The sequence below is a fragment of the Petropleomorpha daqingensis genome (genome assembly GCF_013408985.1).
In the GTDB taxonomy this organism is placed as follows: domain Bacteria; phylum Actinomycetota; class Actinomycetes; order Mycobacteriales; family Geodermatophilaceae; genus Petropleomorpha; species Petropleomorpha daqingensis.
The window spans coordinates 4,188,674-4,207,373 of record NZ_JACBZT010000001.1 but is presented as its reverse complement, the minus strand read 5'-3'; the positions used below and the strand labels follow the sequence as shown (position 1 = coordinate 4,207,373).

At 73.2% G+C, this 18,700-nt stretch carries 17 protein-coding genes; 1 reads left to right on the top strand and 16 read right to left on the bottom strand.

Going from position 1 to position 18,700, the window contains the following annotated elements; translation table 11 throughout:
• Nucleotides 1–319: 319 nt before the first annotated feature.
• Genes aspS through GGQ55_RS20795 form a run of 4 tightly spaced genes read right to left on the bottom strand, consistent with a single transcriptional unit; the run spans nucleotide 320 to nucleotide 5,046 of the window.
• Nucleotides 320–2,095 (bottom strand): aspartate--tRNA ligase, encoded by a 1,776-nt coding sequence (gene aspS, locus GGQ55_RS20810; RefSeq protein WP_179720012.1) that lies wholly within the window; start codon nucleotides 2,093–2,095, stop codon nucleotides 320–322.
• 19 nt (nucleotides 2,096–2,114) lie between these two features.
• Nucleotides 2,115–3,095 (bottom strand): aldo/keto reductase, encoded by a 981-nt coding sequence (locus GGQ55_RS20805; RefSeq protein ID WP_179720010.1) that lies wholly within the window; start codon nucleotides 3,093–3,095, stop codon nucleotides 2,115–2,117.
• Between the two features lie 2 nt (nucleotides 3,096–3,097).
• Entirely contained in the window at nucleotides 3,098–4,366 is a 1,269-nt protein-coding gene (gene hisS, locus GGQ55_RS20800) for a histidine--tRNA ligase (protein ID WP_366489871.1), read from the bottom strand.
• Nucleotides 4,363–5,046, bottom strand: coding sequence for an MBL fold metallo-hydrolase (locus GGQ55_RS20795; protein WP_179720008.1), 684 nt, complete (start codon nucleotides 5,044–5,046; stop codon nucleotides 4,363–4,365). The genes hisS and GGQ55_RS20795 overlap by 4 nt, the downstream gene beginning before the upstream one ends.
• Nucleotides 5,047–5,222: 176 nt before the next feature.
• On the opposite strand from GGQ55_RS20795, the gene GGQ55_RS20790 reads away from it, so the two are divergent.
• Nucleotides 5,223–6,005 (top strand): peptidylprolyl isomerase, encoded by a 783-nt coding sequence (locus tag GGQ55_RS20790; RefSeq protein WP_179720006.1) that lies wholly within the window; start codon nucleotides 5,223–5,225, stop codon nucleotides 6,003–6,005.
• Nucleotides 6,006–6,102: 97 nt separating this feature from the next.
• Here GGQ55_RS20790 and GGQ55_RS20785 read toward each other — a convergent pair whose 3' ends face one another.
• The 12 genes from GGQ55_RS20785 to pdxS all read right to left on the bottom strand — a co-directional run bounded on the left by GGQ55_RS20785 (nucleotide 6,103) and on the right by pdxS (nucleotide 18,678).
• Nucleotides 6,103–8,580 carry a RelA/SpoT family protein gene (locus tag GGQ55_RS20785; RefSeq protein ID WP_179720004.1) on the bottom strand — a complete coding sequence of 826 codons (2,478 nt, stop codon included), beginning with the start codon at nucleotides 8,578–8,580 and terminating at the stop codon, nucleotides 6,103–6,105.
• Between the two features lie 93 nt (nucleotides 8,581–8,673).
• Nucleotides 8,674–9,258: an adenine phosphoribosyltransferase gene (locus GGQ55_RS20780; RefSeq protein WP_179720002.1), complete on the bottom strand. Its 585-nt coding sequence runs from the start codon at nucleotides 9,256–9,258 to the stop codon at nucleotides 8,674–8,676.
• Nucleotides 9,255–10,652, bottom strand: a complete 1,398-nt coding sequence (secF, locus tag GGQ55_RS20775) for a protein translocase subunit SecF (RefSeq protein WP_179720000.1) — start codon at nucleotides 10,650–10,652, stop codon at nucleotides 9,255–9,257. The genes GGQ55_RS20780 and secF overlap by 4 nt, the downstream gene beginning before the upstream one ends.
• A complete protein-coding gene (secD, locus tag GGQ55_RS20770) occupies nucleotides 10,649–12,343 on the bottom strand; it encodes a protein translocase subunit SecD (protein ID WP_179719998.1) in 1,695 nt (564 codons plus the stop codon). Before secD ends, secF begins: the two co-directional genes overlap by 4 nt.
• A gap of 14 nt (nucleotides 12,344–12,357) precedes the next feature.
• On the bottom strand, nucleotides 12,358–12,702 hold the full coding sequence (gene yajC / locus GGQ55_RS20765; protein WP_179719996.1) for a preprotein translocase subunit YajC: 345 nt from the start codon (nucleotides 12,700–12,702) through the stop codon (nucleotides 12,358–12,360).
• Between the two features lie 162 nt (nucleotides 12,703–12,864).
• Nucleotides 12,865–13,989 (bottom strand): Holliday junction branch migration DNA helicase RuvB, encoded by a 1,125-nt coding sequence (gene ruvB, locus GGQ55_RS20760; protein ID WP_301332150.1) that lies wholly within the window; start codon nucleotides 13,987–13,989, stop codon nucleotides 12,865–12,867.
• Nucleotides 13,986–14,627, bottom strand: a complete 642-nt coding sequence (ruvA, locus tag GGQ55_RS20755; RefSeq protein ID WP_179719994.1) for a Holliday junction branch migration protein RuvA — start codon at nucleotides 14,625–14,627, stop codon at nucleotides 13,986–13,988. Before ruvA ends, ruvB begins: the two co-directional genes overlap by 4 nt.
• Entirely contained in the window at nucleotides 14,624–15,190 is a 567-nt protein-coding gene (gene ruvC, locus GGQ55_RS20750) for a crossover junction endodeoxyribonuclease RuvC (RefSeq protein WP_179719992.1), read from the bottom strand. The genes ruvA and ruvC overlap by 4 nt, the downstream gene beginning before the upstream one ends.
• Before the next feature lie 95 nt (nucleotides 15,191–15,285).
• Nucleotides 15,286–16,266 (bottom strand): L,D-transpeptidase family protein, encoded by a 981-nt coding sequence (locus GGQ55_RS20745; protein WP_179719990.1) that lies wholly within the window; start codon nucleotides 16,264–16,266, stop codon nucleotides 15,286–15,288.
• A gap of 95 nt (nucleotides 16,267–16,361) precedes the next feature.
• A complete protein-coding gene (locus GGQ55_RS20740) occupies nucleotides 16,362–17,129 on the bottom strand; it encodes a YebC/PmpR family DNA-binding transcriptional regulator (RefSeq protein WP_179719988.1) in 768 nt (255 codons plus the stop codon).
• On the bottom strand, nucleotides 17,126–17,776 hold the full coding sequence (pdxT, locus tag GGQ55_RS20735) for a pyridoxal 5'-phosphate synthase glutaminase subunit PdxT (protein WP_179719986.1): 651 nt from the start codon (nucleotides 17,774–17,776) through the stop codon (nucleotides 17,126–17,128). The genes GGQ55_RS20740 and pdxT overlap by 4 nt, the downstream gene beginning before the upstream one ends.
• Nucleotides 17,773–18,678, bottom strand: a complete 906-nt coding sequence (pdxS, locus tag GGQ55_RS20730) for a pyridoxal 5'-phosphate synthase lyase subunit PdxS (protein ID WP_436277837.1) — start codon at nucleotides 18,676–18,678, stop codon at nucleotides 17,773–17,775. Before pdxS ends, pdxT begins: the two co-directional genes overlap by 4 nt.
• Between the last annotated feature and the right edge of the window lie 22 nt (nucleotides 18,679–18,700).

Here is an 18,700-nt window from a genome sequence, read left to right as displayed (position 1 = left end):
CGGATCCGCGTCGCCGACCCGCCCGACGGCCCGCCGTTCGAGGGCATCACGCTGCGGCTGTTCGACCCGGCCGCCGGCACCTGGAGCATCCACTGGAGCTCCACGCGCGTGCCCGGCCGGCTGGACCCGCCGGTCGTCGGTTCGTTCACCGGCCCCCGCGGGACCTTCGAGGGCACCGACGTCCTCGCCGGCCGGCCGGTCCGGCTCCGCTTCGAGTGGGAGGCCGACCCCGACCGGCCGACGTGGCGTCAGGCGTTCTCGTGGCCCCCTGCAGGGGCCCGCCGCGAGCTTGCGAGCGGTGGGGGGCAGGGGGTGTTTTTCAGTGCGCCGGGTTGGTCGGCCCGGGGGCGCCGGGCTCGCCGGGCAGCGGCGGCTCCTCCGGCTTGGCGTCGATGCCGGCCTCCTTGCGCTGCGCCTCGGAGATCGGCGTCGGCGCCCCGGTCAGCGGGTCGTACCCGGCGCCGGTCTTCGGGAAGGCGATGACCTCGCGGATCGAGTCCACGCCCGACAGCAGCGCGCAGGTGCGGTCCCAGCCGATCGCCGCGCCGGCGTGCGGCGGCGGGCCGTAGGCGAACGCCTCGAGGAAGAAGCCGAACCGCGCCCGGGCCTCCTCCTGCGACATGCCGAGGGTCTGGAAGACCTTCTCCTGCAGCGCGGCGTCGTGGATACGCACCGAGCCGCTCATCAGCTCGTTGCCGTTGACCACCATGTCGTAGGCATCGGACAGCGCGGCGCCCTTGTCCTCGGCGAAGGTCTCCCGCCACTCCGGGGTGGGCGAGGTGAACGGGTGGTGCATGAACGTCCACTCGCCGTCCTCGGTCTCCTCGAACATCGGGAAGTCGACGACGAACAGGAACGACCACGTGCCCGGCTCGATCAGCTCCAGCCGGCGGGCGATCTCGTTGCGCGCCGCGCCGAGCAGCTCCTGCGAGGGCCGACGGGCGCCGGCCGCGAAGAAGACGCAGTCGCCGGGCTTCGCGCCGACGGCCTCGACGAGACCGGCGCGCTCCTCGTCGGAGATGTTCTTGGCCACCGGCCCGCCGAGCGTGCCGTCGTCCCCGACCGTGACGTAGGCCAGCCCGCGGGCGCCGCGCGACTTGGCCCAGTCCTGCCAGGCGTCGAACGCCCGCCGCGGCTGCGCACCGCCGCCCGGCATGACGACGGCGCCGACGTAGGGCGCCTGGAAGACCCGGAACGGCGTGTCGGCGAAGTACGAGGTCAGCTCGGTGAGCTCGAGGCCGAAGCGCAGGTCGGGCTTGTCCGAGCCGAAGCGGTCCATCGCCTCGCGGTAGGTCATCCGCGGGATCTCGGGGACGTCGTAGGACGCCAGCTCCCGCCACAGCGCCCGGACGACCTCCTCCGCCACGGCCAGGACGTCGTCGCGCTCGACGAAGCTCATCTCGAAGTCCAGCTGGGTGAACTCCGGCTGCCGGTCGGCGCGGAAGTCCTCGTCCCGGAAGCAGCGGGCGATCTGGTAGTACCGCTCGAGCCCGCCGATCATGAGCAGCTGCTTGAACAGCTGCGGCGACTGCGGCAGCGCGTACCACTTGCCCGGCTGCAGCCGCACCGGCACGAGGAAGTCGCGCGCGCCCTCCGGGGTCGAGGCGGTCAGCGTCGGCGTCTCGACCTCGACGAAGCCGTGCCGCGCCATGACGCCGCGGGCGATCCGGTTGACCTCCGACCGCAGCCGCATCGCCTGCGCGGGACCCTGCCGGCGCAGGTCGAGGTAGCGGTACTTGTAGCGGACCTCGTCGCCGGCGGCCGCGTCGGTCTCGACCGGGAACGGCAGCGGCGCGGCCGCCGACAGCACCCGCAGCTCGCTGGTCGCGATCTCGATCTCGCCGGTCGGCAGCTCGGGGTTCTCGTTGCCCTCGGGCCGGCGGCGGACCTCACCGGTGACCAGCACGCAGAACTCGTTGCGGAGGGCGTGCGCCTCCTCCTCGCGGACGACGACCTGCACGTAACCCGAGGCGTCGCGCAGGTCGACGAAGACCACGCCGCCGTGGTCGCGGCGGCGGGCCACCCAGCCGGCGAGGGTGACGGTGGAACCGGCGTCGGACGCGCGCAGCGTGCCGGCGTCGTGGGTGCGGAGCACAGCGAGCCTTTCTAAAGGGTTACCAGCGGTCGTGCACGTGGGCGCGGATGCGCTCGTCGTAGAGCCGCTCGAGGTCGGCCAGCTCCGAGTCTGTCAAAGCGGGCAGCTCGGCCGCCTCCGCATTGCCGCGGGCCTGGGCGACGCTGCTCGCTCCGGGGATCACCGCGGTGACCCCGGGCTGCTGGATCACCCAGCGCAGCGCGACGGCGGCCGGCTTGCGGTCGCCGCAGATCTCCACGAACTCCCGCGCGGCCTGCACGCCCACCTCGTACGGGACGCCGGCGAACGTCTCGCCGACGTCGAAGGCCTCGCCGTTCCGGTTGAAGTTCCGGTGGTCGTCGGCGGCGAACGTGGTCGACTCGCTGAACTTGCCGGTCAGCAGCCCGCTGGCCAGCGGCACCCGCGCCAGGACGCCGACCTGCGCCTTGGCCGCCGCCGGCAGCAGCTCCTCCAGCGGCTTGCGGCGGAAGACGTTGAGGATCACCTGGATCGTCTGCACGCCGGGGTGCTCGAGCGCGGTCAGCCCCTCGGCCACGGTCTCCACCGAGACCCCGTACGCGGCGATGGCGTCGTCCTCGACGAACGAGTCGAGCGCGTCGTACACCCGCTGGTCGGAGTAGACCGCGGTCGGCGGGCAGTGCAGCTGCACCAGGTCGAGGGTGTCGACGCCGAGGTTGCGCCGCGACCGGTCGATCCAGGCGCGCAGGTTCTCGGGCGTGTACTGGGCGGCCTCGAAGGGGTCGGCCCGGCGGCCGGCCTTGGTGGCCACGAACGGGCGCTCGGCGCGGGCCACCAGCGCCTTGCGGATGCGCTCCTCGGAGCGGCCGTCGCCGTAGACGTCGGCGGTGTCGAGCAGGGTCACCCCCGCGTCGAGCGCGGCGTCGAGGACGTCGGCCGCCGTGTCGTCGTCGACGTCCCCCCAGTCGCCGCCGAGCTGCCAGGTGCCCAGGCCGACGACGCTGACGTCGGCCCCCGTCCGTCCGAGAGGTCGCTGCTCCATGCTCACCGCCCCACCGTGTCACGGAGCCGCTCGAACAGCTTCTCGACCGGGACGGCGGTCTGCTCCCCGCTGCGCAGGTCGCGCAGCTGCCCGACCCCCTCGGCCAGGTCGCGCTCCCCGATGACGACGGCGTGCGAGGCGCCGGACCGGTCGGCCGCCTTCATCGCGCCCTTGAGCCCGCGGTCGCCGTAGACGGTGTCGGCGGAGATGCCGGCCTGCCGCAGCCGCCCCACCAGCCGGACCGCCAGACGCTTGGCCTCCGCGCCCAGCGGGACGACGAACGCCTGCACGCCGGTGGCCGGCACGATGTCCAGCCCCTCGGCCTCCACCGCGAGCAGCGTGCGGTCGACCCCCATGGCGTAGCCGATGCCGCTCACGTCCGGGCCGCCGAGCGCCGCCGACAGCCCGTCGTAGCGCCCGCCGCCGCCGATCGCCGACTGCGCGCCGAGCCCGGAGTGCACGAACTCGAAGGTCGTCTTCGTGTAGTAGTCCAGGCCGCGGACCAGCTTCGGCGCCTCGGTCCAGGTGACGCCCAGGTCGGTCAGGTACTGCCGGACGGCGTCGTAGTGCGCCTTCGACGCGTCCGACAGGTGGTCGACCATCAGCGGGGCGTCGTCCAGCTGCGCCTGCACCTCGGGTCGCTTGTCGTCGAGCACGCGCAGCGGGTTGATCTCCGCCCGGCGCCGGGTGTCCTCGTCGAGGTCCAGCTTCTCCAGGAAGGCGACCAGCTTCTCCCGGTACTGCGGCCGGTCGCTGGAGTCGCCGAGCGAGGTGAGCAGCAGCTCGAAGTCGGTGAGGCCGAGGTCGCGGAAGCCCTGCACGCCCAGCGCGACCACCTCGGCGTCCAGCGCCGGGTCGTCGACGCCGAGCGCCTCCATGTCGACCTGGGTGAAGTGCCGGTAGCGGCCGGCCTGCGGCCGCTCGTAGCGGAACGCCGAGCCGACGGTCCACAGCTTCACCGGCAGCGCGCCGGTGTGCAGCCGGTGCTCGATGAACGCCCGCATCAGGCCCGCGGTCAGCTCCGGGCGCAGCGTCAGCGAGCGGCCGCCGCGGTCGTCGAAGGTGTACATCTCCTTCGTCACGACGTCGGTGGACTCCCCCACCCCGCGGGAGAAGACGGCGGTGTCCTCGAACACCGGCGTCTCGACGTAGCCGTAGCCGGCCCGCCGCAGCGGCGCGGTCAGCGTCTCGCGGACGGCGAGGAACCGCTCGGAGTCCGGGGGCAGCACGTCGAACGTGCCCTTGGGGGCACGCATGATCTGGTCGGTCACAGGCCCCGTCCCGTCGGTGCGCTGGCGGCCTCGGCGAGGTAGGGGTTGCTCGCCCGCTCGCGGCCGATCGTCGTCGCCGGCCCGTGCCCGGGCAGCACGACGGTGGCGTCGTCCAGGGGCAGGACGACGTCGCGCAGCGAGCGGAGCATGTCCGGCCACGACCCGCCGGGCAGGTCGACCCGGCCCACCGAGCCGGCGAACAGCACGTCACCGGCGAGGACACCGGGTGCGTCGTCCAGGTCCAGGGTGAAGACCACCGAGCCCTGGGTGTGCCCCGGCGCGTGCCGCACCGTGAGCCGGACGCCGGCCAGGTCGAGCACCGCGCCGTCGTCCAGGGGCCTGACCTCGGACGGGTCGGGCAGCCGCACCCCGCTGATCAGCGGGGCCAGCGCGGGCCCGTGCCAGCGCACCGGGTCGGCGAGCATCCCGTTGTCGGCCGGGTGCAGGTAGGCGGGGATGTCGTAGCCGTCGCAGACCGGCAGCACCGAGAAGGTGTGGTCGAGGTGGCCGTGGGTGAGGACGACGGCGACGGGCTTCAGGCCGTCGCCGGCCAGCATCTGCGCGAGCGGCTCGACGGCGTCCATGCCCGGGTCGACGACGACGCACTCCTGCCCCGCCCCGGGAGCGACGGCGTAGCAGTTGGTGCCGAACGCGCCGGCGGGGAACGAGCGGATGAGCACGCGTGCAGGTTACGCGGCGGTGATCACGCCGCCCCGCCGCGGCCGACGTGCCAGGGATCGTCCAGGAAGGCCGCCTAGAATCCCCCGACGAGCGGCGGGACGACGCCGCCCCGGGCGAGATCACACCCGCGGGCGCCCCGCACCCACAGACGAGAAGCTGTCCGAGGAGTCGATCCGTGCCGACCAACAAGCAGCGGCGGCAGGCTGCCCAGCGCCGCCTCCAGCGCCAGATCGAGCGACGGGCCGAGCTGCAGCGCAAGCGCCGGCGCAACCTGCTCGTCATCGGGGTCGTGGTCGCCGTGATCGTGGTCGGCGGCGCCGCCTGGCTGATCGCCGGGCTCGGCAACGGCAAGGACAGCTCCAGCGCGTCCGCGAGCGACACGCCCGCCAGCACCTGCCAGTTCACGCCGGACAGCACGGAGAACCCGAACCTCAAGGACGTCGGCACGCCCTCGGGCGACGTCCCCACGTCCGGCCTGGTGAACCTGGCGATGAACACGAACTTCGGCACGCTGACGCTCGCGCTCGACCAGGCGAAGGCCCCGTGCGCGTCGGCCAGCTTCATCTACCTGGCGCAGCAGAAGTTCTTCGACAACACGCCCTGCCACCGCGAGACCGCCAGCGAGGGTCTCAAGGTGCTGCAGTGCGGGGACCCGTCGGGCACCGGTTCGGGCGGCCCGACCTACCAGTTCCCGACCAAGGTCACCGGCAGCGAGACCTACCCCCGCGGCACGGTGGCGATGGCCAACAGCGGGCAGGGCTTCGACGGCAGCCAGTTCTTCCTCGTCTACGGCGACAGCCAGCTCCCGCCGAACTACACCGTGGTCGGCACGATCGACGACGCGGGCCTGCAGGTGCTCGACACGATCGCGGCCAACGGGAACAACGGCGCCAACGGTCCCGGCGACGGCGCCCCGAACCAGCCGGTCACGATCACCTCGATGACCGTCGGCAGTTGATCAGGTGACCTGATCGATGGCTGTCCTCCCGCACCAGCACTGCTGCGGGGGGACAGCGTCTGATCAGGTGACCTGATCACTGCTGCCGCGGCTCAGCTCACGCGGTGACGCGCTCGACGTCGAAGACGCCCTCGACGTTGCGGACGGTCTGCAGCACCGCGCCGAGGTGCGCGGGGTCGGCCAGCTCGAAGGTGAACCGGCTGATCGCCACCCGGTCGCGGCTGGTCTGCACCGACGCCGAGAGGATGTTGACCCGCTCGTCGGCCAGCGCCTTGGTGACGTCGGAGAGCAGCCGGTGCCGGTCGAGGGCCTCGACCTGGATCGAGACGAGGAACATCGACCCGGGCGCGCTGCCCCACTCGACCTCGACCAGCCGCTCGGGCTTGCGCTTGAGGTCCTCGGCGTTGGTGCAGTCGGTCCGGTGCACGCTGACCCCGCCGCCGCGGGTGACGAACCCGAGGATGTCGTCGCCGGGCACCGGCGTGCAGCACTTGGCGAGCTTGGCCCAGACGTCGGTCATGCCGTGCACGACGACGCCGGGCTCACCGCCGGCCGAGCGGCGCGGCGAGGGCCGCCGGGTCGGGATCGCGGTCTCGGCGATGTCCTCGACGGCACCCTCGGTACCGCCGAGCGCGGCCATCAGCTTCTCGACGATCGACGCCGCCGAGACCTGGTTCTCCCCGACCGCTGCGTAGAGCGCGGTGACGTCGGCGAAATGCAGGTCCTTGGCCAGGGTCGACAGCGCCTCGCCGCCGAGCAGGCGCTGCAGCGGCAGGCCCGCCTTGCGCATCGCCCGGGTCAGCGCCTCCTTGCCGGCCTCGACGGCGTCCTCGCGCCGCTCCTTGGTGAACCACTGCCGGATCTTGGTGCGCGCGCGGGACGAGCCGACGAACGACAGCCAGTCCTGCGAGGGGCCGGCCGTCGGCGACTTCGAGGTGAAGATCTCGACCACGTCGCCGTTGGACAGCTTGCTCTCCAGCGACACCAGCGCGCCGTTGACCCGCGCGCCGATGGTGCGGTGGCCGACCTCGGTGTGCACCGCGTAGGCGAAGTCGACCGGCGTCGAGCCGCCGGGCAGGCTGATGACGTCGCCCTTCGGCGTGAAGACGAAGACCTCCTGCGGACCGAGGTCGTAGCGCAGCGTCTCGAGGAACTCGCCGGGCTCCTGCGCCTCGCGCTGCCAGTCCAGCAGCTGGCGCAGCCACAGCATGTCGTCGGCCGTGCCGGGCTTCGGGCCGCCGAGCTCACCGACGCCGGGCTTGCCGCCGGCCCGCGCCTTCTCCTTGTACTTCCAGTGCGCGGCGATGCCGTACTCGGCGGTGCGGTGCATGTCGTGCGTGCGGATCTGCAGCTCGACGGGCTTGCCCTGCGGGCCGATCACCGTCGTGTGCAGCGACTGGTACATGTTGAACTTCGGCATCGCGACGAAGTCCTTGAACCGCCCCGGCACCGGCTGCCAGTGGGCGTGCATGATGCCCAGCGCCGCGTAGCAGTCGCGCACCGAGTCGACCAGGATCCGGATGCCCACCAGGTCCCAGATGTCGGTGAAGTCGCGGCCGCGGACGATCATCTTCTGGTAGATCGAGTAGTAGTGCTTGGGCCGGCCGGTGACGACCGCCTCGATCTTGGCCGCTTTGAGCTGCTCGGTGACCGCGCTGGTCACCTCGGCCAGGTAGGTGTCGCGGGACGGCGCCCGCTCGGCGACCAGCCGCACGATCTCGTCGTAGCGCTTGGGGTACAGCGTCGCGAAGGCGAGGTCCTCGAGCTCCCACTTGATCGTGTTCATGCCCAGCCGGTGGGCCAGCGGGGCGAGGATCTCCAGCGTCTCGCGCGCCTTCTTCTCCTGCTTCTCCGGCGGGAGGAAGCGCAGCGTGCGCATGTTGTGCAGCCGGTCGGCCAGCTTGATGACCAGCACGCGCGGGTCGCGGGCCATCGCGACGATCATCTTGCGGATCGTCTCGGCCTGCGCGCCGGCGTCGCCGAACTTGACCTTGTCGATCTTCGTGACGCCGTCGACGAGGTGCGCCACCTCGGGCCCGAAGTCGGCGGTGATCGACTCCAGCGTGGCGCCGGTGTCCTCGACGGTGTCGTGCAGCAGGGCGGCGACCAGCGTCGTGGTGTCCATGCCGAGGCCGGCGAGGATGGTCGCGACCGCGAGCGGGTGCGTGATGTAGGGGTCGCCGCTCTTGCGCTTCTGGGAGGCGTGCGCCGCCTCGGCGACGTCGTAGGCCCGCTGCAGCAGCGCCAGATCGGCCTTGGGATGGCTCTGCCGGTGCAGCGCGGCCAGCGGCTCGAGCACGGGGCGGACCAGGCCGCTGCGCTGGCCGGCGACGATGCGGCGGGCCAGCCGGTCGCGCACGCGCCGGCGCGGGACGTCGCTGTCGGCGCGCGGCTCGGCGTCGACGTCGTCCGGACGGCGGATCCCGGGACGGTCGGGCAGCGGGGCTCGCTGGGCGGCCGGCGTCGCACCGGCCTCGGGTACAGCCGGGGCGTCGACCTCCGGCTTCCCTGGCTCCGCCTTCGCGGGCGCGGGTGGCCGTGCGGGAGCCGCGTTTGCGGCTACGTCGGGGGCCACGGCAACTCCTGCGGGCGGGCAGAGAAAGAGACCCTCCCCATGCTAGCCGGGCGACACACCCGACGGCCCGCCCCATGCGGGTGAACAGACCCGCTACGTCGTCCAGAGGGCGTGCACGGTGTGCGGCGCGACCCGCTGCCGACCGCCGAGGGCGGTGAGCTCGATGACGACGGAAACCGCGGTCACCACACCGCCCAGCTGCTCGATCAGCGAGATCGCCGCCCCCAGCGTGCCGCCGGTGGCGAGCACGTCGTCGACGAGCAGCACGCGCTGCCCGGGGTGGATCGCGTCGGTGTGCAGCTCGAGCGCGGCGGTGCCGTACTCGAGCTCGTAGCCGGCGGCGATCGCCTCGCGCGGCAGCTTGCCCGCCTTGCGGATCGGCACCACGCCGGTACCGGCGTCCAGCGCCACCGCGGCGGCGAGCAGGAACCCGCGCGCCTCCACACCGGCCACGACGTCGAAGCCCGGGCCGGCCCGGCCGTCGGCCACCGCCGCCGCCCGCGGGTCGGACAGCGCCGGGGCGGCCAGGCCGTCCACCATGCGGCGGAAGGCCGCGGCGTCGGCGAAGACCGGGGTGAGGTCCCGGAAGACGACGCCCGGGGTCGGGAAGTCGGGGACGTCGACGGCGAGACCGGCGATGAGCGCGTCGAGCGGCTCGTGCGCCGGAAGCGTGCTCACCGGCGCTTCTTGCCGCTCGCCTTGCGGTTGCCGGGCCGCTGCGGCCGGGCGCCCGGACGCGGCGCGGTGGTGCCGCCGCTCCCCGGCTCCGGCCGGACCGAGTCCGGCGACTCGATGACGACGTCGGCCGCCACCCGGCCGGGCAGCTCGTCGCGCTCGGCCACGGCGACGCCGGTGCTCCGGGTCGCGGTGCCCCCGGCACGGCGGGCGCTGGCCACGGCCACGCGGCCGCCCTCGGCCCGTGCCGAGGCAGCCCGGGCCGCCGAGGCACGGCGGGCGAGCACCCGCTTGCGCAGCTGCACCTGCTCCGGCTCGCGCTCCTTGAGGTCGGCCACGATCGGCGTCGCCAGGAAGATCGACGAGTAGGTGCCGGCGGCCAGACCGACGAACAGCACGAGGGCGAGGTCCTTGAGCGTGCCGACGCCGAGCAGGCCGGCGCCGACGAACAGCAGCCCGGCGACCGGCAGCAGCGCGATCACCGAGGTGTTGATCGACCGCATGAGGGTCTGGTTGACCGCCAGGTTGGCCGCCTCGCCCCACGTCATGCGGGCACCGCTGGCCAGACCCTTGGTGTTCTCGTCCACCTTGTCGAAGACGACGACGGTGTCATAGAGCGAGAACCCGAGGATGGTCAGCAGGCCGATCACCGTCGAGGGCGTGACCTCGAAGCCGATGATCGAGTACACGCCGGCGGTGATGATCAGGTCGTGGATGAGCGCGGCGATCGCGGCGAACGCCATCTTCGGCTGGAACCGCACGGCCAGGAACAGCACGACGGCGACCAGGAAGACGATCAGGCCGATGAGGGCCTGCTTCGTGACGTCCTGCCCCCAGGCGGCGCTGACCGCCTGCTGGGTGACCTCGTTCTCCGACACGCCGGCGGCGTCGGCCACCGCCGTGACCACCTGACGCTCCTCGGCCGCCGACAGCTGACCGGTGCGGACCAGGATCGAGTCGCCGCCGACCACCTGGGCGCTGGCGACGTCGGCGCCGGCGTCGGCCGCCGCGTTCTGGACCGTCGTGATCTCGGCGCTGGTGCCGGGCACCCGGAAGCTGTTGCCACCGGCGAACTCGATGCCGAAGTTGAAGCCCCGGAAGATCATCGAGGCCAGGCAGATGAGGACGACGACGGCGGTGATCCGGTAGATCAGCTTGCTCTTGCCGACGACGTCGAGACCGGCCTCGCCGTTGTAGAGGCGGTGCGCCAGCGACGCCTTGCGCGGCGGACGGCTGCTGCGGCGGCCGCCCTCCTCCTCGTGCGGCAGCCCGGCGTCCTCGAGAGCGGCGTCGTCGGCTGCGGCAGCGGCGTCGTCCTCGACGGTCGACGCGAGGACCTCGTCCTCGTCGGCGTCCGTTCCCACCGGGACGGGGCCCTTGGTGTCGCGCGGGCTCATGCCTTGCTCCTGTCCTGGGCGCCGGACGCGGCGCCGACCAGCTCCCGCTCGGCCGTGGCGAGACCCCGCGGCTTGCGCCCGGCCTTGTCGACCCGGCCGAGGCCCGACATCCGGCTGCTGCCGAACGAGCGCCAGCGCGACAGCACGGCCAGCAGCGGGTGGGTGAAGAGGAAGACGATGACGAGGTCGAGGACGGTGGACAGGCCCAGCGTGAACGCGAAGCCCTTCACGTCACCGATCGCCAGCACGTAGAGGATCGCGGCGGCGAGGAAGCTCACGGCGTCGGCCGAGAGGATCGTGCGCCGCGCCCGGACCCAGGCGCGCGGCACCGCCGAGCGCAGGGTCCGGCCCTCGCGGATCTCGTCCTTGATGCGTTCGAAGTAGACGACGAAGGAGTCGGCTGTGATGCCGATGGCCACGATGAACCCGGCGATGCCCGCGAGGCTCAGCGTGAAGCCGATCTCCCGACCCAGGAGCACCAGGCTGGCGTAGACCAGCGCCGCGGATGCGATCAGGCTCGCGATCATGACCAGGCCGAGCAGCCGGTAGTACAGCAGCGCGTAGATGAACACCAGCGCGATGCCGATCGCGCCGGCGATGAGCCCGGCCTCGAGCTGCGCGGCCCCGAGCTCGGTGGAGATCGACTCGGCGGTGGCCTGGGTGAAGGTCAGCGGCAGGGCGCCGTACTTCAGCTGGTTGGCCAGCTCGTCGGCGGTCGTCTGCGTGAAGCTGCCGCTGATCGTCGTCGGGTTGCTGTTGATCGCCGACTGGATCGTCGGCGCGGAGATGACCCGGCCGTCGAGGGTGAAGGCCACGTTCTTGCCGACGTTGGCGGCGGTGTACTCCGCCCAGGTGTTCTCGGCCTTGTTGTTGAAGTCGAGCAGGACGACCCACTCACCGGTGGTCTGCTGCGTGCCGGAGCTCGCGTCGGTGACGTCGGTGCCCTCGATGATCGTCGGGCCGAGCAGGTACTTGGCCGTGCCGTCCTGGGTGCAGGCGGCGACGTAGTCGTCGGGCCGCGCCGTGTCGCTGGTGGTGTCGTTCTTGTCGCAGACGAGGGTCGCGTAGGCCGCGGCCGCCTCGTCCTGGGTCACCGCGGGACGGTTCGGGTCCAGCGACGGGTCCTCGACGGCGCCGCTGGTCGCCGCGGCGCTGTCGGTCGGGCCGGCCGCCGCGCTGTCGGTCGGGCTGGCGGCGCTGTCGGTCGGCGTGGCCGCCGCGCTGTCCGTGGGGGTCGCCGCGGCGCTGTCCGTGGGCGTGGCCGAGCCGCTCGCGCCGGCACTCGCCGACGCGCTGTCGGTCGCCGCCTGGGTCGCCGCCTCAGGACCCTGGAGAACCGGGCGGAACCGCAGCTGCGCGGTGGCACCGAGCTCGCGGGCCTTCTCGCCGTTGTCACCGGGAACCGAGATGACGATGTTCGAGCTGCCCTCGGTGACGACCTCGGCCTCGGCGACACCGAGGCCGTTCACCCGCTGCTCGATGATCTGGCGAGCGAGCTCGAGGTCCTCCTTGGCCGGCGCCTTGCCGTCCGGGGTCTTCGCGGTGAGCGTGACGGTCGTGCCGCCGCGCAGGTCGAGACCCAGCTGCGGCGCCCGGCTGGTGCCGGTGAAGAACACCAGCGCGTACAGACCCGCGAGGATCAGGACCAGCGCGATGAAGTAGTTCCGCGCCGGGAGCGAACGGTTGGCCACGGGGTTCCTCCGGGTCAGCGCGGGCCGTCGGACGGCCGACCGTCGGCGCCGTCCTCACCCGGGAGGTCCGGCTCGGCCGGGCTGGCGGGGAACTCACCGGCCGGCTTGCGCACCTCGAGGATCGCCTGCTGGGCGAAGGTGACCACGACGCCGGGCGAGAGCTCCAGGTCGACGGTGCCTTCCCCCTTGCCGACGACCGTCGCGTGCATGCCGCTGGTGGTCATCACCGGGGTGCCGGGAGCGAGGGAGTCCCGCATCGACTGCTGCTGCGCCTGCATCCGCTTGCGCTGCCGGGCAGGCAGCACGAACAGCAGCACTGCCGCGAGAGCGAGCAGGATGAGCGGGAAGTACTTGTCCACGACTGGTGTGCCTCTCTACCGTGCAGCGTCTGCACGGTGGGTGCGCCCCCGTCGGGGACGCTCGGGTGCGTCCGGTGGTGGCGCCATCACCGTCGGCACGGCGCAACCGGGCGGGACACGCACGGCCGCGGCCGGACGATTTGCGCGCCAGCGACAAGCAGTCTAAGCGTCGAACAGCGTCTCTGACGACGACCCTGGTGTGTGTGGGACCCCTGGGAGGGAACCGAGGACCCCGGCCCCGCGCGGAACGGGGATTCCGAGGTGCCGCCATGCCGCCTCGGTGGCGACACGCCCACGGGGTGTGCGCGCGAGCAGGCCGGCGCGCACCAGGAACGGCTCGCACACCTCCTCGACCGTGTGCGGCTCCTCCCCCACCGCCACGGCGAGGGTCGCGACCCCGACCGGGCCACCGCCGAACTTGGTGACCAGCGCGTCGAGCACCGAGCGGTCCAGCCGGTCCAGGCCGAGCTCGTCGACGTCGTAGAGCGCCAGCGCCGCGCGGGCGACCTCGCGGGTGACCCGGCCGTCGGCCTTGACCTCGGCGAAGTCGCGCACCCGGCGCAGCAGCCGGTTGGCGATGCGGGGTGTGCCGCGCGAGCGGCCGGCGATCTCGGCCGACCCCTCGTCGGTCAGCTCGACGCCGAGCAGCGCGGCGCTGCGGGCCAGCACCCGCTGCAGCTCCTCGGGCTCGTAGAACTCCATCTGCCCGACGAAGCCGAACCGGTCGCGCAGCGGGCCGGTGAGCAGGCCCGCCCGGGTGGTGGCGCCGACCAGGGTGAACGGGCTGATCTCCAGCGGGATCGCGGTCGCCCCGGGCCCCTTGCCGACGACGACGTCGACCCGGAAGTCCTCCATCGCCATGTACAGCAGCTCTTCGGCGGGACGGGCGATCCGGTGGATCTCGTCGATGAACAGCACGTCGCCCGGCGCGAGGTTGGACAGCATCGCGGCGAGGTCGCCGGAGCGCTCGATGGCCGGGCCGCTGGTGATCTTCACCGACGTCCCGAGCTCGGAGCCGATGATCAGCGCGAGGCTGGTCTTGCCCAGCCCGGGCGGCCCGGAGAGCAGGACGTGGTCCGGCGGCCGGCCCCGGCGCTTGGCGCCCTCGAGCACGAGGTCGAGCTGGCGGGCGACCTTGGGCTGGCCGATGAAGTCGGCCAGCGAGTGCGGCCGCAGGGCGGACTCGACCACCCGCTCCTCGTCGCCGGCCCCCGCCGACACCGAGAAGTCGCGACCGTAGCCCTCGGCGAGCTCCGCCGTCATGGGGATGTCGAAGGGATTGGTCATGAGCGACCCAGGATCTGCAGGGCCTGCCGCAGCAGGACGGCGACGTCCACCTGGCCGTCGGTGGCGATCTGCTCGTCAGCGACCGGGGCGAGCGCGGTGAGCGCGTTGTCGGCCTCGCGGCCGGTCCAGCCCAGACCGAGCAGGGCGGAGACGAGCTGGTCGCGCCAGGGCGCGACCGGGGTGATCGGACCACCGAGCGCCGGCAGGCCCGGCCCGTCGAGGGCGGTGTCGCCGGTGGGCGCGCCGAGCCGGTCGCGCAGCTCGAGCACGAGCCGCTCGGCGCCCTTCTTGCCGATGCCGGGCACCTGCATGAGCGCCTTGAGGTCGCCCATCGTCACCGCGCGGCGGACCTCGCGCGGCGGGTGGATGGCCAGCACCGCCTGCGCGAGCCGCGGGCCGACGCCGTTGGCGGTCTGCAGCAGCTCGAACAGCTGGCGCTCGTCGTCGTCGGCGAAGCCGTAGAGGGTCAGCGAGTCCTCGCGGACGACGAGGCTGGTCGACAGCCGCGCGTTCTCCCCCACCTGCAGCCGGGCGATGGTGCCCGGGGTGCACTGCACCGCGAGGCCCACGCCACCGACCTCGACGACGGCGCCGTCGGGCGAGACCGCGGCGACCCGGCCGTTCACCGAGGCGATCACCGGGCCACCCCCTGCCAGCGCGGCAGCGTGCGCGGCGCGACATGGGCGCCCAGGCCGCCGGTCAGCGCGGCGGTCCGCAGCCGGGTCTGGGCCGGACCGCGCCAGACGTGGCAGACGGCCAGGGCGAGCGCGTCGGCCGCGTCGGCCGGCTTCGGCGCCGCCGAGAGCCCGAGCACACGGGTGACCATGAGGGTGACCTGCTCCTTGTCCGCGCGGCCGTTGCCGGAGATGGCCGCCTTGACCTCGCTGGGGGTGTGCCAGGCGACCGGCCGGTCGGCCTGCGCGGCAGCCAGCGCCGCGACGCCGGCGGCCTGGGCGGTGCCCATCGCCGTCCCCTTGTTGTTCTGGGTGAAGACCCGCTCGATGGCGACCACGTCGGGCCGGTGCTCGCGCAGCAGCGCGGTGACCTGGGTGTGCAGCTCGAGCAGGCGCAGCTCCAGGTCGAGCTCGGCCGAGCTGCGGATCACCCCGACGCCGACCGCGGTCGGGCGGGAGCCGGGCCGGCCGTCGACGATGCCCCAACCGCACCGGGTGAGACCCGGGTCGATGCCCAGGACGCGCATGCCCCGTCTCCCCCCACAGCAGCCGAACGGGTGTTCGACCCACGCTAGCCTGCCGGACCGGCAGGGCGCGAGACCCGGCGGCGGCGCGTCGCGCCTCAGCCGACGCCGATGGCGATCAGCGGCCGGCTGCCGCGGTCCAGCCACCGCATCAGCGTGACCAGACTCCCCCGGTCGATGGCCACGCACCCGGCGGTGGGCGAGCCGTTGCTCACGTGCAGGAAGAAGGCCGAGCCGGCGCCCGGCGTCCCGCCCCGGTTGTAGTCGATGACCAGCGCGTAGTCGTAGACGGCACCGGCCGCCTGCAGGTTCTCGCTCACCGACTCGTCGAACGGGCAGGTGCCCGGGGCGCAGCGCGCGTGCTGGTTGTACAGCGGGCTGTTGACGTCGGAGACCCACCAGTCCAGGCCGTCGACCACGCGGTAGGGCAGCCCGGTGCCGGGGTCGCCCTGGCGGCCGAAGCCCTCGCTGAGGGAGAAGACGCCGGCCGGGGTGCGGGTGGTGCTCTCGCTCGCCTGCCCGACGCCGGCCGAGCCGATCCGCGCGGTCACCGGACCGAGCACCGCCGTCCAGCCGTTCGGGCCGAGCTCCCAGGCGGTGAGCTTCGCCGTGGTCGCGCGGGAGGACGACGCCACGACCGTGACCACCTGCGTGGAGCGGCCCGGGTCGAGTCCCAGCGGGAGCGTCGCGCCCGCCGCCGGTGCGGCCGACGGTGTCGACGTCCGGGGGGACGCCGACGTCCGGGACGACGAGGAGCCTGCCCGCGGCGCGGCGGCCGCGGCCTGGGCGGCCGCGGCGTCGGCGGCCGCCTTTGCTGCGGCGGCGGCAGCGGCGGCCTCCGCGCCCTCGCGTGCCTGGGTCTCGGCGACGGTCCCGTAGCCCGGGGGGACGTCGGCGCGCAGCCGGGTCAGGTCGGTCACCGGGACCGGCATCCGCAGGGCCGTGACGTCGTCGGCGAGCGCCGGGGTCTCCGCGACCGAGGCGGACGAGGTGAGCCCGACGACGCCCGCGGCGAGGCCGAGCGCGGTGACACGGACGAGCAGCCGGCCGAGCCGTCGCCGCTTCCCCTTCCGTGCCACGCGGGCACGCTAAGGACGCCGCGGCCCCGAACCCCGGTACCGGCCGAACAGGTGTGCAGGGTGCGACGCCGCGAGGTCGCTGGGGCAGACGAGCCTCAGGCGTCGACCTTCTCGAGCACCTCGTCGGACACGTCGTAGTTGGCGTAGACGTTCTGCACGTCGTCGCAGTCCTCGAGGGCGTCGATGAGCCGGAACACCTTGCCGGCGCCGTCCTCGTCGAGCTCGATCGTGGTGCTCGGCACGAAGCCGGCCTCGGCCGAGTCGTAGTCGATGCCGGCGTCCTGCAGCGCGGTGCGGACGGCGACGAGGTCGGTCGGCTCGCTGATCACCTCGAAGGTGTCCCCGAGGTCGCGGACCTCCTCGGCGCCGGCGTCGAGCACGGCCAGGAGCACCGAGTCCTCGTCGGTCTCGGCGCCGCCCTCCTGCGCCTTCGGCACCACGATGACGCCCTTGCGGGAGAAGAGGTAGGACACCGAGCCCGGGTCGGCCATCGAGCCGCCGTTGCGGGTCATCGCGGTGCGGACCTCGGAGGCGGCCCGGTTGCGGTTGTCGGTGAGGCACTCGATGAGCACGGCGACCCCGCCCGCGGCGTAGCCCTCGTACATGATCGTCTGCCAGTCCGCGCCGCCGCCCTCGGCGCCGGACCCCCGCTTGACCGCGCGGTCGATGTTGTCGTTCGGGACCGAGGACTTCTTCGCCTTCTGGATGGCGTCGTAGAGCGTCGGGTTGCCCGCCGGGTCGCCGCCGCCGGTGCGGGCCGCGACCTCGATGTTCTTGATGAGCTTGGCGAAGAGCTTGCCGCGCTTGGCGTCGATCGCGGCCTTCTTGTGCTTCGTCGTCGCCCACTTGGAATGGCCGCTCACGGTGCTACCTCCTCGTTCCCGGCGTCGGCGCCGGCCTCCCCGGCCAGGTGGGCGCGCACCACGTCCACGAACAGCGCATGCACCCGGCGGTCCCCGGTCAGCTCCGGGTGAAAGCTGGTGGCCACCAGATTCCCCTGGCGGACGGCCACGATCCTACCGTCGGCCGGTCCGCCCACGACCCGGCCGAGCACTTGCACGGCCTCGCCGGCCTCCTCCACCCACGGCGCGCGGATGAACACGGCGTGCACCGGTCCCCCGTCGAGGCCCTCCAGCGACAGGTCGGCCTCGAAGCTGTCGACCTGCCGGCCGAAGGCGTTGCGCCGCACGGTGACGTCGAGCCCGCCGATCGTCTCCTGGTCCGGCGGCGCGTCGAGCAGCCGGTCGGCGAGCAGGATCATCCCGGCGCACGAGCCGTAGACCGGCAGGCCGTTGGCGACCGCCTTGCGCAGCGGGTCCAGCAGCCCGAACCGGTCGGCCAGCTTGGCGATCGTGGTCGACTCCCCGCCGGGCAGCACGAGCCCGTCGACCGCCTCGAGCTCCTCGGGACGGCGGACGGTGGTCGCCTCGGCGCCCTGCGCCTGCAGCGCCGCGAGGTGCTCGCGGACGTCGCCCTGCAGCGCGAGCACCCCGACGTGCGGCGTCCTCACCACCCGCGGGTCGCGTACCGCTCGGACTCGGGCAGCGTGCTGACGTTGATCCCGACCATCGGCTCGCCGAGACCGCGGGAGACCTTGGCGATCACGGCGGGGTCGTCGAAGAAGGTGGTGGCCTGCACGATCGCGGCCGCGCGCTGCGCCGGGTCGCCGGACTTGAAGATGCCCGAGCCGACGAAGACGCCCTCGGCGCCGAGCTGCATCATCATCGCCGCGTCGGCCGGGGTGGCGATGCCGCCCGCGGTGAAGAGCACCACCGGCAGCTTGCCGAGCCGGGCCACCTCGGCCACGACCGGGTAGGGCGCGCGCAGCTCCTTGGCCGCCACGTAGAGCTCGGTCTCGTCGAGGGTGCCCAGCCGCTTGATGCCGGCGCGGATGGCCCGCATGTGCCGGGTCGCCTCGACGACGTTGCCGGTGCCGGCCTCACCCTTGGAGCGGATCATCGCCGCGCCCTCGGCGATCCGGCGCAGCGCCTCGCCCAGGTCGGTCGCGCCGCAGACGAACGGCACGGTGAACTCGTGCTTGGCGATGTGGTGCGCCTCGTCGGCCGGGGTGAGCACCTCGGACTCGTCGATGTAGTCGACGCCGAGCGCCTGCAGCACCTGCGCCTCGACGAAGTGGCCGATCCGCGCCTTGGCCATCACCGGGATCGAGACGGCGTCGATGATCCCCTGGATCATGTCCGGGTCGCTCATCCGCGCGATCCCGCCCTGGGCGCGGATGTCGGCGGGGACCCGCTCGAGGGCCATGACGGCGACCGCGCCGGCGTCCTCGGCGATCTTGGCCTGCTCGGGGGTGACGACGTCCATGATGACGCCGCCCTTGAGCTGCTCGGCCATGCCGCGCTTGACCAGGTCGGTGCCGGTGCCGTTCTCGGACGTCTCGTGCGCTGCCACTGCGTGCCTCATTTGTCGTGTG